Below are 18238 nucleotides of genomic sequence, written 5' to 3'. Positions count from 1 at the left end.
TGGGCGGCGCGTGGTCATGGGCCACCCCCGCGTTCGAGCAGTTCGCGCACGACCCGGTCCATCGCGCTGCCACGCGAACCTTTGACTAGAACCGTGATTGGTGATTGGTGATTGGTGATTGGGGAGAGCGGTTCCTTGGTCGCGGACAAGTCGGCGAGCACGGCCGCAGTGAGGGTTTGGTGGGTATCGAAGCTGCGCGCGCCGTCGCCGAACGCGGCGACCGCATGCGCACTCAGTTCGCCCAGCGCGTACAACCGCTCGATCCCGGCCTGGCGCGCCTGCTCACCGGCGCGGGCGTGCAGCGCCGCCGCATCAACGCCAAGCTCGCGCATGTCGCCCAACACCAGCCAGCGCGCGCCGGCGGCACTGGCGAGTACCGCGATCGCCGCCGCCAGCGAACCCGGGTTGGCGTTGTAGCTGTCGTCGATCAGCAGCGTGCCGTCATCCAGTCGATGCGTCACCAACCGTCCGGCCACCGGCGTGGACTGTTCCAACCCGGCGCGAATCTGCTCGAGGTTGGCACCGACCGCCAATGCCATCGTCGCCGCGGCCAGCGCGTTGCGCACGTTGTGCAGGCCAGGCAGCGGCAGGGTGATTTCGACCGCGCCACCGGGCGCGACCAGGGTGAAACGGGAGCCACCCAAGCCGGCGTGCACGCCGCGCGCCGACACGTCGGCGTGCGCGTCAATGCCAAAGCGCAGGAGCTTGCGCCCGTGGGCGCGCTCGGCGAAATACAGGGCGAACGCGTCGTCGGCGTTGACGACCGCCACGCCGTCCGCCGGCAAGGCGTCGTAGATCGCGCCCTTGGTCTCGGCAACGCCTTGCAGGCTGCCCATGCGCTCCAGGTGCGCGGCGGCGACGTTGTTGACCAGGGCCACGGTCGGCGGCGCGATCGCGGCGAGATAGGCGATGTCGCCCGGCTTGCCGGCGCCCATCTCGTAGACCGCGAATGCCGCGTCATCGGGCGCGGCGAGCACCGCCAGCGGCAGGCCGATCTCGTTGTTGCGATTGCCGGGGTTGGCGTAGGCGGCGCCCAGCTCGGCCAGGATCGAATGCAGCAGAGTCTTGACCGAGGTCTTGCCATTGCTGCCGGTGATCGCGAGCACCTTCGTCATCCGCTCGCGCTGCACGGCGGCGGCGAAATCCCCCAGCGCGCGCTCGGTATCGGCGACGATGACCTGGGGAATGTCCACGTCCACCGCATGCGCCACCAGCGCGGCGATGCAGCCGCCATTCGCTGCAGCCTGCACGTGGGCGTGCCCGTCGAACTGCTCGCCCTTCAGCGCCACGAACAGCGGCGCCCCGCCCTGCGGCAGTGCGCGGGTATCGGTGGCGATCGCATCGATCGCGCGATCGACGCCCGGCAGGCGACCACCGGTCACCTGCGCGATCCAGGACAGCAGGCGCGGCTTCATGCGCGCCTCCGCAGGCACTCGCGCGCCACTGCCGCATCCTCGAATGGATGCTTGACGCCGCCCACGTCCTGATAAGGTTCGTGGCCCTTGCCGGCGATCAGGATCACGTCATCGGCGCCGGCTGCGGCAATCGCACCGGCAATGGCGCGTGCGCGGTCACGCTGGACGGCGACGTGGGTCAGATCACTGAACCCGGCCAGGATATCGGCGACGATCGCGTCGCCATCCTCGTGCCGCGGGTTGTCGTCGGTGACGATCACGCGATCGGCCAGGCGCTGGGCGATCGCCGCCATCTGCGGGCGCTTGCCGGTATCGCGTTCGCCACCGCAGCCGAACACGCAGGTCAGCTTGCCGACCGTATGCGCGCGCAGCGAGGCCAGCGCCTGCTCCAGTGCATCGGGCGTGTGCGCGTAATCGACCACGACCAGCGGCAGGGCCACGCCATCCTCGGACAGGCCGCCGCCCAGCCGATTCATGCGCCCGTCCACCGGCGACAGCTCGGACAGGGTCTGCGCGATCAGCGCTGGCGCCATGCCCAGCGCGAACAGGGTGGTGGCCACGCCGAGCAGGTTGTCGACGTTGAAGCGCCCCAGCAGCGACGAGCGCACCGGATGCGCCTGGCCGCCGGCATGCAGCATGAAGCCGATCCCGGCGCCGTCGAGCCGCAGGTCCTCGGCGCGCACCGTCGCCCCCGCCGCACCGCGCGAGGAAAACCCGAGCGCGCGCACCTTGCCGCCCACGGCCTCGAACAGTTCGCGACCGAAGTCATCGTCGAGGTTCACCGCCGCCGCGCGCAGGCCCGGCAGGTGGAACAGCTTGGCCTTGGCGGCGCCGTAGTGGGCCATGTCGCCGTGATAATCGAGGTGGTCGCGGGTCAGGTTGGTGAACACCGCCACATCGAAATGCACGCCATCGACGCGGCCCTGGTCGAGCGCGTGCGAGGACACTTCCATCGCCACCGCGGCCGCACCTTCATCACGCAGTTCCGCGAGCAGCGCATGCAGGCGCAGCACCAGCGGGGTGGTGAAACCGGTCGGCACCGCGTTCGGCCAGATCCCGGCGCCGAGCGTGCCGATCGTGCCGACTTTCTGGCCACGCAGGGTCCACGCCTGCGCCAGCAATTGCACGGTCGAGGTCTTGCCGTTGGTGCCGGTGACGCCGACCATCGCCATGTGCGCGCTGGGGTGGTCGTGGAAACGGTCGGCCAGCGTGCCCAGTCTGGCCTGGAGTCCAGGAACCGCGATGGCATCGGCCGGCACGGCCGCATCCGCCGGGGCCGGCGGTTCGTACAGGATCGCCGCCGCTCCAGCCGCAAGCGCTTGTTGCACGAAATGCATACCGTGGCTCGATGGCACTTCCTGACGTGCTGGCAGCATCGCCACGAAAGCATTGCCCGGCTGCACCTCGCGACTGTCCTGCACCAGCCCGGTGATGGCGAGGTCGGCCGACAGCCCCTCCAGTTCCGGCAGCAGGTCGCGCAGCAGCATCGAGCGGGTCATGGCGCCCTCCCCGCGACTGCCGTCGCCGCCGGGGCCGATGGCGTGGCCCGGCCCAGCGCGCGCTGGCGCTTGGCGTCCGCGGCCGCCCGCACGGCGAGCCAGGCCTCGAGATTGTCCGGGGAGACATCCATCAGCCGCAGCGCGCCTTCCATCACGTTGTGGAAGACCGGCGCGGCGACCACGCCACCGTAATAACTGCCGCGCGCCGGGTCCGGATCGTTCACCGCGACCACCATGGCGAAGCGTGGATGGTCGACCGGCACCAGTCCGGCAAAGTAGCCGATGTAGCGCCGCGAATAGCCGCCACCGCTGGCCTTGCGCGAGGTCCCGGTCTTGCCGGCGACGTGGTAGCCGAGGATCGCGGCGCGGGTGGCGGTGCCGCCAGGTTCGGTGACGGTCTGCATCATGTGCAGCACTTCATTGGCGATCTTCGGATCCAGCACCCGTCGCGCCGGCTTGTGCTCACCGCGGATGAAGCTCGGCTGGTGCAGCAGGCCGCCGTTGCCGAGCGCGGCGTAGGCGGTGGCGATCTGCAGCGGCGTCACCGACAGCCCGTAGCCGTAGCTCATGGTCTGCTTGGTGGTCCCGCTCCAGCGCGCCGGCTGCGGGAACAGGCCGGCCGCCTCGCCGGGGAAGCCGCTGCCGGTCGTGCTGCCATAGCCGAAGCGACGCATGAATTCGTTGAACTGGGCGTCGCTCAGCCGCCTGGAGATCAGCGCGGCCCCGACGTTCGAGCTTTTGCGGATCACGCCGGTGGTGTCGAGCACCCCGTAATTGTGGGTATCGGTGGTCCGGTACCTGCCATTGGCGATCCAGCCCGGACTGGTGTTGAAGAGCGTTTCCGGGGTGATCACGCCGGCTTCCAGCGCCGCGGCCACGGTCAGCGGCTTCATCGTCGAACCCGGTTCGAGCAGGTCGGTGACGGCGCGGTTGCGGTGGGCGTCGCGCGGCGAACTGCCGACCGCATTGGGATTGAAAGTCGGCAGGTTGGCCATCGCCAGCACCTCGCCGGTGCGCACGTCGAGCACCACCGCCGAACCGCTGCTGGCACCGGTTTCGGTGATGGCATTGCGCAATTCGCGCTGGGTCAGGTACTGGATCCGCCGATCGATGCTCAGCGTCAGGTCGTGCCCGGGCTGCGCGGCGCGCACCAGATCGACGTTCTCGACGATCCGGCCGCGGTTGTCGCGAATGACACGCTTGGCGCCCGGGGTGCCGGTGAGCCAGTCATCGAAGGCCAGCTCCAACCCTTCCTGGCCACGATCGTCGATGTTGGTGAAGCCGAGGATGTGCGCCATCGCCTCACCCTGCGGATAGAAGCGGCGATACTCGCGCTGGCTGGACACGCCGGGAATGTCGAGCGCGACGATCCGCGCCGCCTCATCCGGGTTCATGCGCCGCTTGAGGTAGACGAATTCCTTGTCGGCACGCGCACTCAGCCGGCTGGCCAGTTCATCGCGCGGGATTCCCAGCGCATCGGCCAGCTCCGGGATCCGCTCCGGCGCCCGCAGCAACTCCTTGGGGTTGGCCCAGATCGATTCGACCGGCGAGGAAATCGCCAACGGCTCGCCGTTGCGATCGGTGATCATGCCGCGCGAGGCCACGATCGGCAGCTCGCGGACGAAGCGCGCATCCCCTTGCTGCTGGTAAAAGCCGCGATCGAACACCTGCAGCTGCACCGCGCGCCCCACCAGCGTCACCGAACCAAGGCCGAGCAGCGCGCCGACCACCCACATCCGCCGGTGCAGGTCGAACCCGGCCCGGGCGCGCGGACGCGGCGGCGTGCGCTCGCGGCGATCGCCGCCGCCCAGCCAACGCGGACGCTTGCGGAAATGCGTCATCATCGGCGCAGCACCTCGATGTCTTCGGTGCGCGGGAACACCATGCCCAGGCGGGTGGTCGCCATCTGGTTGATGCGGCCGCTTTCCGCCCAGGTCGCCTGCTCGATCTGGAGCCGGCCGAACTCGATGTTCAGCTCGTCGCGCGCTTTCTCCAGCCGGGTCAGGACGATGAACGCCTGCCGATGCTCATGCCGATCGCGAACCACCAGCAGCGCGGTGGCGACGTTGGCCAGCAGCAGCACGGCGATGATGAAGGCGCGGATCATGGCCGACGCTCCGCGTCGGCCGGGATCGGGGATTGGGGATTGGGGATTGGGGAAAGCGGCGCGTCCGGACCCAGTTTTTCGGCGACGCGCAGCACGGCGCTGCGGGCACGGGGGTTGGCGGCCAGTTCGGCCTCGCCGGCTTTTTGTGCGCCACCGATCAAGGCCAGGCTCGGGGTGAACGCGATCTCGACCGGCATGCGCCGGTTCGCCGGCGGCGCCTTGGCGTGCCGCAGCATGAATTGCTTGACGATCCGGTCTTCCAGCGAATGGAAGCTGATCACCGCCATCCGGCCTTGCGGCTTGAGGCACGCCAGCGCGGCATCGAGTCCGGATTCAAGGTCGGACAGCTCGCGATTGATATGAATGCGAATGGCCTGGAAGCTGCGTGTGGCCGGATGCGTCTTGCTGGCGCCGCGCGGCAGGATCGAGGCAATCAGCTCGGCGAGTTGGGCGGTCCGCTGCAACGGCGCTTCCGCCCGCCGGGCCACGATGGCGCGGGCGATCCGGCGGCTCTGGCGCTCCTCGCCGTAGTGCCAGAGCACGTCGGCAATGTCCTTTTCCGAAGCGCGCTGCAACCAGTCGGCGGCGCTTTCGCCGGACTCCGGATCCATGCGCATGTCGAGTGGGCCGTCCTTGGCGAAGGAAAATCCGCGCTCGGCGACATCCAGCTGCGGCGAAGACACGCCCAGGTCCAGCAGCACGCCATCCAGGCCTTCGACGGCGACCTCCCAATCGGCAAGGCCAGCGAAGCTGCCCCGGCGCCATTGCAGGCGCGCGTCGCCGTCGGCCATCCGGGTGGCCACCGCGATCGCGTCCGGGTCCTTGTCCATCGCCAACAACCGCCCCTTTGCGCCCAGCCGTTGCAGGATCCCGCGGGCGTGCCCCCCGCGCCCGAAGGTGCCATCCAGATAGGTTCCGTCCTGTTTCACCGCCAGACCGTCCATGACCTCGGCGAACATCACCGGCAGGTGGGCGGACGCGGCGTCCGCGCCACCGCCGCTCACAAATCCAGACCCAGCAGATGCTCACCGAGGTCGGCATCCCCGAAGGTCAACCGCACCTGCTCGTGATGCGCCTGCTCGCTCCACAATTCGAACTTGTCGCCGACGCCCAGCAGGACCGCCTTGCGATCGATCCCGGTAGCGGCCCGCTGGCTGGCCGGCAGCGAAATGCGGCCATTGCCGTCCGGCTCGACGAACGCGGCCGCTCCCACCAACTTGCGTTGCAGCAGGCGGCTGTCGCTCTTGATCCGCGGCAGGGCATTGACCTGATCGCGCACCCGCTCCCAGACCGCGTGCGGATACAGGTACAGGCAGCCGGCATCGAACGGGCTGTAGGCCAGGACCAGGCGGTTTCCACAGGCCTGCGCGACCAGCTCCCGGTAGGCGGTCGGAATCGCCAGCCGGCCCTTGTCGTCGATGGTGATGGCGGTTTCGCCCTGAAACATCCTGTCCTGATGCCTCGATTGCTCAGCTGCGGCCCAAGAAAACCACAAATTCCCCGGTTTTCCCACGAGCCACCACCATAGGCAGCCCCCACACCGCTGTCAACAAGTTTTGGAAGAATTTTCCGTTGTCCGGTCAAGGACTTGCGGCAAACTTCAAGAAATTGCTCAAGAGTTATCCACAAGCCAATGTTTGCCTTCAGATTTTGAAATCCCGTCATTCCCTCGCGCCGATGCGAATGCGGGAACGTCAAATTTTCGGGTGATGTTGCGCCGCACAAATCTCCTGCCTGCCCGATGCGCCACAATCGGCCCATGTGTCTTGTCGGTTTTGCCTGGAAAACCCACCCGCGTTGGCGCCTGGTCATGGCCGGCAATCGCGATGAAATGCACGATCGGCCGACCGCCGCGTTGGCGCCGTGGGCGGATGCTCCGGTGCTGGCCGGGCGCGATCTGCGTTCAGGCGGGACCTGGATGGGCCTCGGGCCGTGCGGGCGGGTGGCGGTGGTCACCAATGTCCGCGACGGCCCGCCCACGCCGTTCGACGGCCCCTCGCGCGGCGCCCTGCCCGCCGATTTCCTCGCCGGCACCATCACGGCCGCGGCCAGTGCCCAGGCAATCGCCAGCCAGGCTGATCGCTACGCCCCGTTCAACCTGGTGCTGGCGGACGCCCACGCCTGCGTTCACGTCGGCAACCATCCCGCGCTGGGCATGCGGCCAATCCCGCCCGGCGTGCACGCCCTCTCGAATGGCCCCTTTGATGCGCCCTGGCCGAAGGTGCGTCGCTTGCAGGCCAGTCTGAAATCCTGGGCCGACCGCGGTTCACAGGCACTGGAGCCGTTGTGGGCCGCACTGGCGGACGAGCAAATCGCCGACGTCGCGGACTTGCCCCAAACCGGCATTTCAGTCGAAATGGAACGGCGGCTGTCCGCGAACTTCGTCCGCGGCGAGGGCTACGGCACCCGCGCCAGCACGCTGGTGCTCATCGACCGCGACAACCGCGGCACGATCATCGAACGCCGGTTCGGGCCGGAAGGCGTCTTCCTCGGTGAAACCACGCTGACACAAGAACCCGCATGACCCGGCATGAAACGGCCAGGTTGAAGAGCGGCGGAGCCGGCCGATAAGCCGGGTTCTGTCTGGGACAGTCATTCCTCTAGGCGCACGGTCACCCGTACGCTCAAGCAACCTACCCGGAGGCTCTGCGGGCCGCATCACCGCCTCCCTATTTGGTCTTGCTCCCGGTGGGGTTTGCCGTGCCGGTCTGTTGCCAGACTCGCGGTGCGCTCTTACCGCACCATTTCACCCTTGCCCGCACCTCGAAAGGCCGCTGGCGGTATCTTTCTGTTGCACTGTCCGTCGGCTCGCGCCGCCCAGGCATTACCTGGCACCGTACCCTGTGGAGCCCGGACTTTCCTCGGCACCGGTTGCCCGATGACGCGACTGCCTGGCCGACTCCGCCATTGGCTATTCTACGGCCTGCACGCTTACTCCGCCCCGTACAGGGCCTTGCGCGGCGCGCCGGACAGCTCCGCAGCGAGCTTGGCCGCTGTCGAGGGCGGCAGGTGCTGGCTGAGCTTGGCGTACAGGCGGCGGCCTTCGGCCACCTTGGCGTCGGCGTCATCGCCTGCGCCATGCACCAACAGCACGAACTCGCCCTTGCGCTGATCGGGATCGGCTTCGATCCGTGCCTGCAACTGCGCCAGGCTGCCGTCCAACACGGTCTCGAACAATTTGGTGAGCTCACGCGCCAGCACTGCGCGGCGTTCGCCACCAAGTGCTTGCGCCATGTCGGCCAGAGCTTCGCCGATCCGGTGCGAGGATTCGTAGAAGATCAGGGTGCGTGTCTCGGTCGCCAAGCCTTGCAGGCGCTCCCGGCGTGCGCTGGCCTTGGCCGGCAGGAAGCCTTCGAAGGCAAACCGGTCGCTGGGCAGGCCGGCCACGCTGAGCGCGGCGATCAGCGCGCTGGCCCCGGGCACTGGACTGACCCGGATTCCGGCGGCACGCGCCGCCTGCACCAGCCGGAAGCCGGGATCGGAGACCAGCGGGGTGCCGGCATCGGACACCAGGGCCAGCGACTCGCCCGCCTGCAGGCGGGCAACGATCCGCGCCGCGATGGCGTCTTCGTTGTGCTCATGCAAGGCCAGCAAAGGCGTGGAAATCCCGAAGTGGGACAGCAATTGCCCGCTGCGGCGGGTGTCCTCGGCGCAAATCGCGGCGACCGTGCGCAGCGTGTCCAGCGCGCGCGCGCCGATATCCCCCAGATTGCCGATCGGGGTGGCGACGACATACAGCATTCCCGGTTCGTCCATGCCTGTCTGCGTCCAGCCGGTTAGAATCCCACCCAAGTTTATCGACAGGCGCCCAAAGCCGTGTTTTCGATGCGATCGCTTTTCCTCGTCCTGGCGCTGGCGCTGGCGGGCTGCGGCAACGTCTCCCACGTGTCGCGGGCCCCGGCGGTCAGCTATTCCACCGCGTTCAATGAAGCACGGCCACTGGCCGCAGGGCATGCAGGCCTCAGTGGCTCGGCCCGCCGCGACAACGCCGCTGCCATCGACCGACTGCTGGCGCAACTCGATGATGCCACCCTCGCCCGTGATGCCGCCCGACTCCCGGCCGGCGATCCGTTGTACAACTTCGCCGGGCGCGCGCTGCTGCGCCGTGGCCTGCCGCTGCCGCATGCCTTCGATCGCGGGGATGTTTCCTTCGGCAGCGCGAATCGTCCTCCCGCAGACAGCGACGGTTATCGCCCGCCGCTGCGGGTCGGCATTCTGCTGCCGCTTGCCGGCAGTCAGGCCGCTGCCGCCGCATCGGTGCGTGATGGTTACCTGACCGGTTATTACGGCGAGGCGCGTCGGCGTCCGAGCCTGCGTTTCTACGACACCAGCACTGGCTTCGGCGCCGCCTACGCGCGCGCCTCCGCCGATGGCAACGACCTGCTGGTGGGCCCGCTGACGCGGGAAGAGGTTGACACCGCCTTCAGCAATGACGCATCGGATGTGCCGATGCTGGCACTCAATCGCGGCAACAAACCCCCGTCAGCGGGCAGCGCGGCATTCTCCCTGTCTCCCGAAGACGAGGGCGTGAGTCTCGCCCAGGCGTTGATCGATCGCGGCAGCCGCGCCGTGCTGATCATCGCCGGCAGCGAGGACGTGCAGCGACGCACCGCCCAGTCCGCCAAGCTCGCGCTGGAGCGGCGTGGCGTGCGCATCATCGGCAATCTCGCTTACGGCACGCAGATGACCGATGCGTTGAATCACTCGGATGCTGCCCCGGATGCGGTGCTGCTGGTGCTGAAGGGCCCGCAGGCGCGCACCCTCGCGCCGCAGCTTGCGTCGGCGGGGCTGGCTTCGTTGCCACGCTACGCCAGCTCGCAGATCACGTCGGGAACCGGCAAGCCCGCCGAGGACGCGGCGCTGGACGGGATCATCTTCCCCACCGAAACCTGGCTGGTGCGGCGCGTTCCCGGCCTGCCCTCGCAGGCCAGCGCGGCCGCGCAGGCCAAGACCGCCAAGGGCCCGGCGGCACGGCTGTTCGCCTTCGGTTACGACGCCTGGCTGTTGACCGGCCATCTGGAACAGCTGGCGCAAAATCCCAACGCCAGCGTATCCGGCGCTACCGGCCGCCTGAGCCTGGACGGCTTCGGCAACATCCTGCGACGCCCAAGCTGGTCGCAGTTCACCGGCGGCGTGCCGGTGTCGCTGGGCGATGGCGCCCGCTGAGCCGAATCGCAAGGCCATCGGCGCGACGGTCGAACACGCCGCGCTGGCCTACCTGCAGGCGCGCGGTCTGCGGCTGTTGGCACGCAACGTCCAGGCACGCGGCGGCGAGCTGGATCTGGTGATGCAAGATGGCGCAGGCCTCGTCTTCGTCGAGGTGCGCTATCGCGCGGACCCCGCATTCGGCGGCGCCGCCGCCTCGGTGGATCGCGGCAAGCGTCGCAAGCTGGTACGCGCTGCGCAGTTTTTCCTGGCCCACCATCCGCGCCTGGCCAACGCGCCCTGCCGGTTCGACGTGATCGCGGCACACGGCGATCCCGCCGCGCCGGATATCGAATGGCTGCGCGATGCCTTCCGCGCCGACGAGTGCTGATCGATGACGCTGCCCGCCGCCCTCGTTGCCGAACTGTCCGCGCTGTTGGGTGATGGTTGGCGCATGGACGCGGCCAGCCGCGAGGCGCACGCGCAGGACGACTCCCGCCGTCACGCCTTGCCTGCGGCGGTGGCGTTGCCGCAGACACGCGAACAAGTCATTGCCCTCGTGCGCGCCTGCCGCGCGCACGAGGTACCGATCATTGCGCGCGGCGCCGGCACCGCCACCACCGGCGCGGCGGTGCCCACGCAAGCCGGCATCGTGGTGGCATTCACACGCATGCACCGCATCCTCGCCATCCGCGCCGAAGACCGCTGCGCGGTGGTCGAGCCGGGCGTCCTCAACGGCGACCTGCAAGCGGCGCTGCAAGCGCACGGCCTGTTCTGGCCACCGGATCCTTCCAGCTTCGAGACATGCAGCATCGGCGGCAACCTCGCCACCAATGCCGGCGGCCCGCGCGCGGTGAAGTACGGCGCCACCCGCGACAACGTGCTGGGACTGGTCGCCGTCACCGGCACCGGCGAGCTGATTCGGGTCGGCGGTGCGTACAGCAAGAATTCCAGCGGCTATGACCTGACCCATCTGCTGGTCGGCAGCGAAGGCACCCTGGCGCTGATCGTCGAGGCCACGCTGAAGCTGTCCCCGCGGCCCATCGCGCAAGCCGGTTTGCGCGCGTTCTATCGCGATGCCCGCAGTGCCGCCGCCGCCGTCTCGCGGCTGATGGCGCAGCCTGAGGTACCGGCGGCGCTTGAATTCATGGATCGTCGCAGTCTCGAACTGCTGCGTCGCAACGGCAGCGAGATTCCCGAGGCCGGCGCGATGCTGCTGATCGAAGCCGATGGCAGCGTGGACACCCTGCCCGACAGCCTCGCCGCGCTCGGCGCCGCCGCCGAAGGTGTGGGCCTGCTGGACATGGACGTGGCACTGGACGGTGCCGCCCGCGCGCGCCTGTGGGCCGCCCGCCGCGCATTGTCCCCGGCGCTGCGCACGATCGCACCCGGCAAGCTCAACGAAGACGTGGTGGTGCCGGTCTCGCGCATTCCCGATCTGGTGGCCGGCGTGGAGGAGCTGGCCGCGGAATCCGCGCTCACCATCGTCAGCTTCGGCCACGCCGGCAACGGCAATCTGCACATCAACATCCTGTATCACCCGGACGACGCCGACGAAACCGCGCGCGCACAGGCGGCATTGCCGCGCATTTTCGACCTGGCGCTGGCGCTCGGTGGCGCACTCTCCGGCGAACACGGCATCGGCCTGTCCAAGCGCGATTTCATGGCGGGTGCCTTTGATCCAGCCACGCTGGCGACGATGCGCGCGGTCAAAGCCGCGTTCGATCCGGACGGCATCCTCAATCCAGGCAAGTTGCTGCCGGACGCGTCCTGAGCCACGCCGATCATTGGTGACTTTCGGCCTATCAGCCGCACCTTGCCGATGGCGCAGAATCCAGTGTTGCCAACGCGAGCGAGTCATCCGATGAAAGTGTGGATCCCGGCGTCCCTGTGCTGCGCGCTTGCACTCGCGGCCTGCCTTCCCGCGGCTACGCAAACGGCACCGGCCAGCACCGCCTTCGACCCGCAGGCCCTGTTCGCGCCGCTGCAACTGCCCAACCCCGCCACTGCCATCCGCGATGGTGCCGGTCGCCCCGGCAGCGCGTTCTGGCAGAACCGCGCCGACTACGCGATCCGCGCGCGCATCGACCCGGCCACGCGCAGCCTGCACGGCGATGAAACCATCACCTACACCAACCACAGCCCGGATGCGCTGGACGCGCTGTGGCTGCAACTCGACCAGAACGCCTACCGCGCCGACTCGCGAGGCGCGCTGACCAGATCTGCTGGATCGGCAGGTGACGGTCGGAATCGGTCGGGCTTGCGCGGCCCACCGGCCACGCCGCCACGGCCGGAGAAACCGAACCTGTCCACCGAGGGCTACCAACTCGACGCGGTCGAACTCGACGGCAAGCCGTTGCATTATCTGGCCGATGACACCCGCCTGCGCGTCGATCTGCCGACCGCCCTGCGCGGCCACGGCGGCCAGCTCAAGCTGCGCATCCGCTACCACTACACGGTGCCCGGCACCTGGGGCGGGCGCACCGCGATCACCCCGACCAGGAACGGCGAGATCTACGAAATCGCCCAGTGGTTCCCGCGCATGGCGGTCTACGACGACCTGCGCGGCTGGGACACCCTGCCCTACCTTGGCTCCGAGTTCTATCTCGAATACGGCACGATTGATTATTCGGTGACGGTGCCGTGGAACTGGATCGTCGCCGGTTCCGGCGAGTTGGTGAATCCGGCCGAAGTGCTGACACCGGCGCAGCGCCAGCGCCTCGCGCAGGCCGCGCAAAGTGACGCTACCGTCTACATCCGCAAGCCCGAAGAAGTGGGCGATCCGGCCTCGCGCCCGACCCGCGCCGGCACCCAGACCTGGCGCTTCCACATGAGCCCGACCCGCGACGTGGCCTTCGCCGCCTCGCCCGCCTTCGTCTGGGATGCGGCGCGGGTCAACCTGCCGGACGGCAAGCACGCGCTGGCGATGTCGGTGTATCCGGCCGAAGCCGTTGGCGCGGACAAATGGGACCGTTCCACCGAATACCTGAAAGGCGCGCTGGAGCATTTCTCGTCGAAGTGGGCGCCGTATCCGTGGCCGGTCGCGATCAACCTCGGCGGCCACGGCGCCGGGATGGAATATCCGGGGATCGTGTTCGATGGCTTCAACGATGGCGGCAAGTTCCTGTTCTGGATCACCGCCCACGAGATCGGCCACACCTGGTTTCCGATGATGGTCGGCTCCAACGAACGCCGCGAAGCCTTCATGGACGAGGCCTTCAACACCTTCATCGACGTCTACGCACAGGACGCCTTCAACCACGGCGAATACGCGCCCAAGCGTGATGGCGAATACGCGCCCGGCGGCGGCAATCCGGTCGATGAAATCCTGCCGCTGCTGGCCGACGCCAACGCGCCGACGCTGATGGCCATGCCCGACACCATCAGCGAGAAATACCGCCACCCGCTCACCTATTTCAAGGGCGCGCTCGGGCTGGTGCTGCTGCGCGAACAGATCCTGGGGCCCGCGCGCTTCGACCCGGCGTTCCGCCGCTACATCGCCACCTGGAGCTGGAAGCACCCGACTTCGTCGGATTTCTTCCGCTTCATGGAAAGCGCAGCCGGCGAGGATCTGTCGTGGTGGTGGCGCGGCTGGTATTTCAACAACTGGCAGCTCGATCTGGGCATCACCGGCGCCAGCTATGTCGACAACGATCCGGCCAAGGGCCTCAAGGTGCAGCTGGCGAGCCGGCAGAAGCTGGTGATGCCGGCGACACTGCGCATTGCCTTTGCCGACGGCAGCCAGCGCGACGTGCGGGTGCCGGTGGAAGCATGGCGCTATGGCGCAACGCCTTCGATCAGCGTGGACAGCCACCAGCCCGTGACCCAGTTGTCGCTCGATCCCGACCACGCATTGCCGGATGCCGACCGCGGCAACAACGCGTTCCGGATGCCATAAGACATCGGGCGGTTTTCACCTGTTCACAGCAAATTCAATTCATCCACATCGACGACTTGGGAGGAACCCCTCATGCGCACCTGGCTTGCCGCACTCGCACTGTCACTGTCAGCCCTGTTCCCGCAGCCATCCAAGGCGCAGGCGGCTCCGGCTGCCGCCGCCGCGCCGACGCAGTACCGCGTGCTGCTGGTCGGCAATGCCATGTCCTACACCAACAATCTGCCGGCGCTGCTGCGCGCCATCGGCGCCGCGCAGGGCACGCCGATCATCACCGAAACGTTCGCTGCCCCGGGCGGCACCCTCAGCGATCGCCTGAACGACGGGCACGCCTCCGCGGCGCTCGCACGCAACCATTACGACGTGGTCCTCCTGCAGGAACAGGGCGGCAATCTGGCCGCCTGCCAGACCAAGGCGCAGCGCAGCGCTCCCTGCGTCGCCAGCCGGCACGCCTACAAGACCTTCGCCGAACAAGCGCGGGCGAGTGGAGCGAAGGTCCTGCTGTTCGCCAGCTGGGGGCCGGATCGCAAATGGGATAGCCGCCTGATGTTCAGCATCGGTTCGGTCGCCCGCGATCTCGACGCCAAGCTGTTCAACGCCGCCGGCACCTTGAATGCGCTGCGGAAGGCCCAGCCGGAGGCCGTGCTGTTTCCGGAACCCAACCAGCCCAGCATCCAGGCCTCGCTGATGCTGGCGCTGGCACTGTACCGCGACATCACCGGCAACGCCCCGAGCGCGCGTGACCTGCAGATCCGCGCGCCGCTGTTGCCGTACAACACCGCCGTGGCCACTGACCGGCCACTTGAAGCCCAGTCCGGCCTGAGCGACGGCGGCGCCGTCACGGTGGTGCCGGGCGCATTGATCGCACCGCTGATCCAGGCGCTGCCGTCACAGGACGAAGAACAACTGGATCCACGCCGCAGGCGCTGAATCCGCTCCGGGCGCGGGGCCTGGCGGCGGCGTCCACACGGCCCCACCTGCGCCGATCAACCGAAATGCACGAACCCCGCGTGCGCGGGAATCCATGCATCGCCATTGGCGGACAGCGCCAGCACCACGTTCCCGTGGTCGATCCGGCCGATTCGTGTCACCGGCACCCTGCTGGAGCGGGCCGCGTCCAGCACGGATTGTCGGCACGCCGGCAGCGCGGTGAAACACAGCTCGTAATCATCGCCGCCGGTGGCCTGCAGCGTGCGTCGGCGCTGGGCATCGCCAGCCGAAAGCAGCGCCGCCGAGGCCGGCAGCGCCTCCACCTCGATCCGCGCACCGACGCCGCTGGCACGACAGACGTGCCCTAGATCGGCCAGCAGGCCGTCTGACAGGTCGATGCACGCCGACGCGACGCCGCCCAAGGCCTGACCCAGCGCAACCCGTGGCGTCGGGCGATCCAGCCGGGCGCGCAGGTCACCATCGACCGGCTGGCCATCGCGCCACTGCCTCAGCGCCGCGGCCGCATCGCCCAGCGTGCCGCTGACCCAGACGTCATCGCCCACCCGCGCGCCGTCGCGGCGCAGCGCGGCGCCGGGCGCAACGAAGCCGTGCGCCGTGACATTGATCGACAGCGGGCCGCGGGTGGTGTCGCCGCCAACCAGCGCCACGTCATGCAGATCCGCCAGCGCGAAAAAACCGTCCAGAAATCCTGCGACAAACCCTGCATCCGCCTCGGGCAGCGCCAGCGCCAGCGTGCACCAGGCCGGCCGCGCGCCCATCGCCGCAAGATCCGACAGATTCACCGCCAGCGCCTTCCAGCCAATGTCGAACGCTGCGGTTTCGGGCGGGAAATGCACGCCGGCGTTGAGGGTATCCGAGGTGACGGCCAGCTGCAGCCCCGCGGGCACCTCCAGCAGCGCACAGTCGTCGCCGATGCCAAGCACGACGTCGGCACGCGCACCGGCGCGCACGCGAATGCGGTTGATCAATTCGAATTCGTCCATGTCCGCCTCGCAGCCACGTCCGCGGCGATCGGCCGGCGGCCTACTGGGTCCGCCGGGCTTCGATGCCACGCAGCGCCAGCGCCACTTTGTCCAGCACGCCGTTGACGTAGGTGTGGCCGTGTTCGGCGCCGAAGCGCTTGGTGGAATCGATCGCCTCGTTGATCACCACGCGATACGGCACATCGGGCCGATAGATCAGCTCATAGCCGGCGATACGCAGCGCGGCGCGTTCGACCGGGTCGACCGCCTCGATGCCGCGGTCCAGGTGTGCCGTGAGCGTGCCATCCAGTTCTTCCGCATGCAGGAGCACGCCGCGCACCAGGTCCTCGAAATACTCGAGGTCGGCTTCCTCGTGCGCCTGTTCGTGGGCGAACTGCGCGATCAGGCCACGGACATCGCCGCCGCTGAGCTGCCAGGCATAGATGGCTTGCAGGGCACGCCGGCGCGAGCGCGAGCGCGCCACCGGATCGATCCCGTCCTTGCGATGTTTGTTCATTCGTCGGCTCCCTTCCTTGCAGTGTGGACGCCCAGCCTCAGCGCAGCCCGGCCGCGAGCTTGCGCTGCAGGTCCACCATCTCGATCGCCGCCATTGTCGCCTCTTCGCCCTTGTTGCCACGGACGCCGCCGGCCCGCGCCAGCGCATCCTCCATCCGCTCGACCGCCAGCACGCCGTTGAGCACCGGCACGCCGGTCTCCAGCGCCACCTGCATCAGGCCATTGGCCGCACCGTCGGCAACTTCTTCATAGTGGCGAGTATCGCCGCGTACCACGCAGCCCAAGGCAACGATGGCCACATGCAGTCCGGCCCGCGCCAGATCGCGCGCGACCAGCGGCAATTCCCAGACCCCGGGCACCCGCACCACGTCGATCGCGTCCTCGGCCACGCCATGCGACTGCAAGGTGGCGCATGCGCCCGTCACCAGCGCATCGACGACATGCGGATGCCAGCGGCCGGCGAGGACCGCGAATCGCGCATCCGGATGGGCGCGCAGATCGCCTTCGTAGTGCGGCATCATGGTGGGCCGGGACAGGGTGGGCCAGTTTACCGCGCCGGCATCGCCACGTACTCCACCACGTCCAGCCCGTAGCCGCCCAGACCCACCTGCCGGCGCGGGGTGCCGAGCACACGCAGGCGGCGCGCACCCAGACCCGCGAGGATCTGCGCGCCGGCGCCGTTGCGCCGCCACTGCGCCAGCGCGGCCGTCTTGCTGGTCGGCGTCGTCGGCTGTTCGCGGATGCGGGCCAGCGTGGCCTCGGCATCGGGCGCATCCCCCAGCAGCACCAGCACGCCACGCCCCGCTTCCGCAATCATCGCCAGCACATCGCCGACCAACGGGCCGAAGTCATCGCGACGCCAATGCAGGGCATCGGCCAGTGGGTTTTGCACCTGCACCCGCACCAGCACCGGCGCGTCGCCCGCCACCTCGCCTCGTACCAGGGCGAAATGCAGGCCACGGGTCAGACGGTCACGGTAGGTGTGCAGGGTGAATTCGCCGTGGTCGGTAGAAATGGCGCGGCTGTCGATGCGCTCCACCGTGTGTTCGGTGTCCAGGCGGTAGCGAATCAGGTCTTCGATCGAACCGATCTTCAACTCGTGGGCCTGCGCGAACACCTCCAGCTGCGGCCGGCGCGCCATGCTGCCATCGGCATTGAGGATTTCCACCAGCACCCCGGCCGGCTCGAAGCCCGCCAGCAAGGCCAGATCGGCCGCCGCCTCGGTGTGGCCGGCGCGGCTGAGCACGCCGCCGGGCTGGGCCATCAGCGGGAAGATGTGACCGGGCTGGCTGAGATCGGATGGCTTGGCATCGGGACGCACGGCGGTGCGCACGGTATGCGCGCGGTCGTAGGCACTGATGCCGGTGGTCACACCTTCGGCGGCCTCGATGCTGGCCGTAAAATTGGTGTGGTGCTGCGAAGTGTTGTCGCGCACCATCGGGTTCAGGCCCAGCTGGGCGCAGCGCTCGCGGGTCAGCGACAGGCACACCAGCCCGCGCGCGTGGGTCACCATGAAATTGACGTCGGAAGGCTTGACCAGTTCGGCGGCCATGATCAGGTCGCCTTCGTTCTCGCGGTCCTCGTCATCGACGATCACCACCATGCGCCCGGCGCGCAGTTCGTCGAGGATTTCAGGAATCGTTGCAAACGGCATCTTCATCTCCTCCGTTCATGGTTCGACAGGCTCACCACGAACGGGAAAAACAATTCGTACGAACGGGAAAACACTACACACGAATGGGAAAACA

The 18238-nt window shown here is 68.4% G+C and carries 17 protein-coding genes and 1 other RNA gene; 6 read left to right on the top strand and 12 right to left on the bottom strand.

The window, feature by feature from the left end; genetic code table 11:
* Positions 1 to 14: 14 nt before the first annotated feature.
* The 6 genes from murF to mraZ all read right to left on the bottom strand — a co-directional run bounded on the left by murF (position 15) and on the right by mraZ (position 6468).
* Positions 15 to 1415: a UDP-N-acetylmuramoyl-tripeptide--D-alanyl-D-alanine ligase gene (gene murF / locus M9902_RS04515; protein ID WP_297221353.1), complete on the bottom strand. Its 1401-nt coding sequence runs from the start codon at positions 1413 to 1415 to the stop codon at positions 15 to 17.
* Positions 1412 to 2914: a UDP-N-acetylmuramoyl-L-alanyl-D-glutamate--2,6-diaminopimelate ligase gene (locus M9902_RS04510; RefSeq protein WP_297221352.1), complete on the bottom strand. Its 1503-nt coding sequence runs from the start codon at positions 2912 to 2914 to the stop codon at positions 1412 to 1414. Before M9902_RS04510 ends, murF begins: the two co-directional genes overlap by 4 nt.
* Entirely contained in the window at positions 2911 to 4650 is a 1740-nt protein-coding gene (locus tag M9902_RS04505; protein WP_343231871.1) for a penicillin-binding transpeptidase domain-containing protein, read from the bottom strand. Before M9902_RS04505 ends, M9902_RS04510 begins: the two co-directional genes overlap by 4 nt.
* Positions 4651 to 4754: 104 nt before the next feature.
* Positions 4755 to 5018, bottom strand: coding sequence for a cell division protein FtsL (gene ftsL / locus M9902_RS04500; RefSeq protein WP_297175416.1), 264 nt, complete (start codon positions 5016 to 5018; stop codon positions 4755 to 4757).
* Positions 5018 to 6025 carry a 16S rRNA (cytosine(1402)-N(4))-methyltransferase RsmH gene (rsmH, locus tag M9902_RS04495; RefSeq protein WP_297221351.1) on the bottom strand — a complete coding sequence of 336 codons (1008 nt, stop codon included), beginning with the start codon at positions 6023 to 6025 and terminating at the stop codon, positions 5018 to 5020. The genes ftsL and rsmH overlap by 1 nt, the downstream gene beginning before the upstream one ends.
* Entirely contained in the window at positions 6022 to 6468 is a 447-nt protein-coding gene (mraZ, locus tag M9902_RS04490) for a division/cell wall cluster transcriptional repressor MraZ (protein WP_297174050.1), read from the bottom strand. Before mraZ ends, rsmH begins: the two co-directional genes overlap by 4 nt.
* Positions 6469 to 6780: 312 nt before the next feature.
* Here mraZ and M9902_RS04485 point away from each other — a divergent pair, with 312 nt between their 5' ends.
* Positions 6781 to 7545: an NRDE family protein gene (locus tag M9902_RS04485; protein ID WP_297221350.1), complete on the top strand. Its 765-nt coding sequence runs from the start codon at positions 6781 to 6783 to the stop codon at positions 7543 to 7545.
* Between the two features lie 28 nt (positions 7546 to 7573).
* Here the strand turns inward: M9902_RS04485 and rnpB are convergent.
* Both rnpB and rsmI read right to left on the bottom strand, forming a co-directional pair.
* Positions 7574 to 7924, bottom strand: an RNA gene (gene rnpB, locus M9902_RS04480) — RNase P RNA component class A.
* A gap of 28 nt (positions 7925 to 7952) precedes the next feature.
* Complete coding sequence (gene rsmI / locus M9902_RS04475) at positions 7953 to 8777, bottom strand: 16S rRNA (cytidine(1402)-2'-O)-methyltransferase (protein ID WP_297174056.1); 825 nt, start codon at positions 8775 to 8777, stop codon at positions 7953 to 7955.
* Positions 8778 to 8846: 69 nt separating this feature from the next.
* Here rsmI and M9902_RS04470 point away from each other — a divergent pair, with 69 nt between their 5' ends.
* From M9902_RS04470 to M9902_RS04450, 5 genes are all read left to right on the top strand, one after another.
* Positions 8847 to 10187 (top strand): penicillin-binding protein activator, encoded by a 1341-nt coding sequence (locus tag M9902_RS04470; RefSeq protein WP_297221349.1) that lies wholly within the window; start codon positions 8847 to 8849, stop codon positions 10185 to 10187.
* Positions 10174 to 10557 (top strand): YraN family protein, encoded by a 384-nt coding sequence (locus M9902_RS04465; RefSeq protein ID WP_297221348.1) that lies wholly within the window; start codon positions 10174 to 10176, stop codon positions 10555 to 10557. The genes M9902_RS04470 and M9902_RS04465 overlap by 14 nt, the downstream gene beginning before the upstream one ends.
* A 3-nt stretch (positions 10558 to 10560) precedes the next feature.
* The gene (locus M9902_RS04460; RefSeq protein ID WP_297221347.1) at positions 10561 to 11940 is read left to right on the top strand and encodes an FAD-linked oxidase C-terminal domain-containing protein; all 1380 of its coding nucleotides are present in this window, start codon (positions 10561 to 10563) and stop codon (positions 11938 to 11940) included.
* Positions 11941 to 12030: 90 nt separating this feature from the next.
* Positions 12031 to 14064, top strand: coding sequence for a M1 family metallopeptidase (locus M9902_RS04455; RefSeq protein ID WP_297174066.1), 2034 nt, complete (start codon positions 12031 to 12033; stop codon positions 14062 to 14064).
* A 72-nt stretch (positions 14065 to 14136) separates the two neighbouring features.
* A complete protein-coding gene (locus tag M9902_RS04450) occupies positions 14137 to 14991 on the top strand; it encodes a hypothetical protein (RefSeq protein WP_297174069.1) in 855 nt (284 codons plus the stop codon).
* A gap of 56 nt (positions 14992 to 15047) precedes the next feature.
* Here M9902_RS04450 and thiL read toward each other — a convergent pair whose 3' ends face one another.
* Genes thiL through ribB form a run of 4 tightly spaced genes read right to left on the bottom strand, consistent with a single transcriptional unit; the run spans position 15048 to position 18144 of the window.
* On the bottom strand, positions 15048 to 15995 hold the full coding sequence (gene thiL, locus M9902_RS04445; RefSeq protein WP_297174072.1) for a thiamine-phosphate kinase: 948 nt from the start codon (positions 15993 to 15995) through the stop codon (positions 15048 to 15050).
* Positions 15996 to 16035: 40 nt separating this feature from the next.
* On the bottom strand, positions 16036 to 16491 hold the full coding sequence (nusB, locus tag M9902_RS04440; RefSeq protein WP_297174075.1) for a transcription antitermination factor NusB: 456 nt from the start codon (positions 16489 to 16491) through the stop codon (positions 16036 to 16038).
* A gap of 37 nt (positions 16492 to 16528) precedes the next feature.
* A complete protein-coding gene (ribH, locus tag M9902_RS04435) occupies positions 16529 to 17008 on the bottom strand; it encodes a 6,7-dimethyl-8-ribityllumazine synthase (RefSeq protein ID WP_297174112.1) in 480 nt (159 codons plus the stop codon).
* A gap of 29 nt (positions 17009 to 17037) precedes the next feature.
* A complete protein-coding gene (ribB, locus tag M9902_RS04430; protein WP_297174078.1) occupies positions 17038 to 18144 on the bottom strand; it encodes a 3,4-dihydroxy-2-butanone-4-phosphate synthase in 1107 nt (368 codons plus the stop codon).
* Between the last annotated feature and the right edge of the window lie 94 nt (positions 18145 to 18238).

The organism is Thermomonas sp. (genome assembly GCF_023953935.1).
Taxonomy (GTDB): Bacteria; Pseudomonadota; Gammaproteobacteria; order Xanthomonadales; family Xanthomonadaceae; genus Thermomonas.
This window is presented reverse-complemented; position numbering and strand designations above follow the sequence as displayed.